Source organism: Catenibacterium sp. (genome assembly GCF_052354645.1).
GTDB classification, from domain to species: Bacteria; Bacillota_I; Bacilli_A; order Erysipelotrichales; family Coprobacillaceae; genus Catenibacterium; species Catenibacterium mitsuoka_A.
Window position 1 is genome coordinate 1 of the sequence record NZ_DAWDDM010000352.1, and the last position, 1,767, is coordinate 1,767.

The following is a 1,767-nucleotide window of genomic DNA, read 5'->3' on the forward strand; positions in this document are numbered from 1 at the left end:
TGTTCTTTCTTATTTTCGTGACAGGAGGCAAGGAGAAGTAAGACTAAAGATAGAATTGTTGTTATCATGATATTAAAAATAAGTTGTTTATAATTCAATTTCAATAATGCTGTTTTCTGGATTTTGAACAATCGCATAGAATGTATTGTCTTTACCAGATGCAGCCAAATTATAACGAGGCATTCCCAAATTAACTATTTTAACTAGATTAAAATCATAGTCATAAACTCCTACAGTATGCCGCTTGGGTGAAGTTTGGCTTTTGTCATTACCTGTATAATCTGGGTCGTTCATAATACTAATGATGAAGTCTTCAGTCAGACAACACCCAACCAAACAATTTTTGCCTCATTCTTTGAATTGCATTTGGTCTCCATTTATTGTGTATTCAGGATTTCGAAAAGTTCTTTCATTTAGTAATGATATATTAGAAGAGGTTACTTTAAATGTAGCTGCATAAGGAAGTACTTCTAAATAGAGTAATAGTATCTGATTTTCATGGTTATATACAATTTTCCCTGAATAGAAATGTTCCCGGTTTGCTATATCTGAAGAGAAAGGTAATTTACCAGCAGATGCTATTTCTTTTCCATCGGGTGAATATAACGTAATAACATGATCTTTTGTAGGATCATATGTTATGAAATTTCCATTTTTACACAGTTGTATAGATTGATTTTTTCCGTTGAAAACATTAAAGCTCCTAAATTCTTGTTTAAACTGATTTTCGGAAGAGCTAACAGCTGTTTGAAATGTTCCATATCTATTCCATGTCAAGAACTTATTTTCTCCAAAAGGGATACATTCTGGTAAAATAAATTCTTCTGGACCATTTCCAATCTGACCTACTTCCGATACAAGATGTCCTTTTGTATCGTAGATTTTTATAAAATTAGATACTTGTCTAGGATCTTGTAATACCAAGTAATCACCAATACAGATGAAACTTGCAGCACTTTTAATGAATAAGCTATCAGTTAGTACTTTTGGGGATACTTGGATTCGTTCTGTTTTTACTGGCTTTTGACTGCAAGAAATACAAAAAGTACAAGCAATGAATATATTTAATAATTGTAGTTTCATAATGTCTTTGTAATGAAAGGATGAAAAAATAAATGAGAAAAGACAAAAATTAAAAGTAAAATCATTACATAACTTTTGTCTTTTCTCGTTTAATAGATTTTACTTAGTTACATAAATCACATGTACAGTCTGTTTTCATGAGATGATTCGTTTAAAAATCTTTGACTTTGATTCTAAATAATACGGGGTTGTCATCTTCTTTTAACGACGAACAGATTTGATCCCAGGCCGGATATTTCTGTTGAAGTGTTTCCCGGTCTGTTGCGGATAAACGTTGATATCCCTTCATTAAAATGCGGGGTTTTATTTCCCAAATGATGTCGTTCCCATCCATGTTATGCGGAATCCGTTTGCCGGTAACTGTTATTACATTTCCTTTGAGATACATATCATCTACAAGTCTTTTGGCGGTCATTATTTTCTTTGACCGTTTTGAATAGAGGGATAAATAACCTTTGTAGGCTTTGTCGGTGATCCCTATATAAAGAAAGTCATCACCGGCTCCGATAGAAGAGGTTTTCAAATAGTCATCCAAATGGCAGAGCTTTTTCTCCCAACTTAAACAGTCATCTTTCGGATCAACTGGTATATCCGGAAGTTTTTTAGGTGCATAATCAATGTAATAGGCACTCGCAATCTTTTGCATGTCTGGAGAAATTGAATAAATGGTATCTCAAAACGAAT

The 1,767-nt window shown here is 32.9% G+C and carries 3 protein-coding genes; all 3 read right to left on the bottom strand.

Annotated features, from left to right (window positions below; translation table 11 throughout):
* Nucleotides 1-87: 87 nt before the first annotated feature.
* The 3 genes from ACT8VG_RS10890 to ACT8VG_RS10900 all read right to left on the bottom strand — a co-directional run bounded on the left by ACT8VG_RS10890 (nt 88) and on the right by ACT8VG_RS10900 (nt 1,729).
* Nucleotides 88-294, bottom strand: a complete 207-nt coding sequence (locus ACT8VG_RS10890) for a hypothetical protein (protein WP_444195888.1) — start codon at nt 292-294, stop codon at nt 88-90.
* A gap of 54 nt (nt 295-348) precedes the next feature.
* Entirely contained in the window at nt 349-1,083 is a 735-nt protein-coding gene (locus tag ACT8VG_RS10895) for a BF3164 family lipoprotein (RefSeq protein WP_444195889.1), read from the bottom strand.
* A 151-nt stretch (nt 1,084-1,234) separates the two neighbouring features.
* Nucleotides 1,235-1,729, bottom strand: coding sequence for a hypothetical protein (locus ACT8VG_RS10900; RefSeq protein WP_444195890.1), 495 nt, complete (start codon nt 1,727-1,729; stop codon nt 1,235-1,237).
* Between the last annotated feature and the right edge of the window lie 38 nt (nt 1,730-1,767).

What these genes read in the sequence shown, in the direction of transcription:
- ACT8VG_RS10895 (WP_444195889.1), bottom strand. Translation starts at nt 1,083, where the DNA reads ATGAAACTACAATTATTAAATATATTCATTGCTTGTACTTTTTGTATT.
- ACT8VG_RS10900 (WP_444195890.1), bottom strand. Translation starts at nt 1,729, where the DNA reads ATGCAAAAGATTGCGAGTGCCTATTACATTGATTATGCACCTAAAAAA.
- ACT8VG_RS10890 (WP_444195888.1), bottom strand. Translation starts at nt 294, where the DNA reads ATGAACGACCCAGATTATACAGGTAATGACAAAAGCCAAACTTCACCC.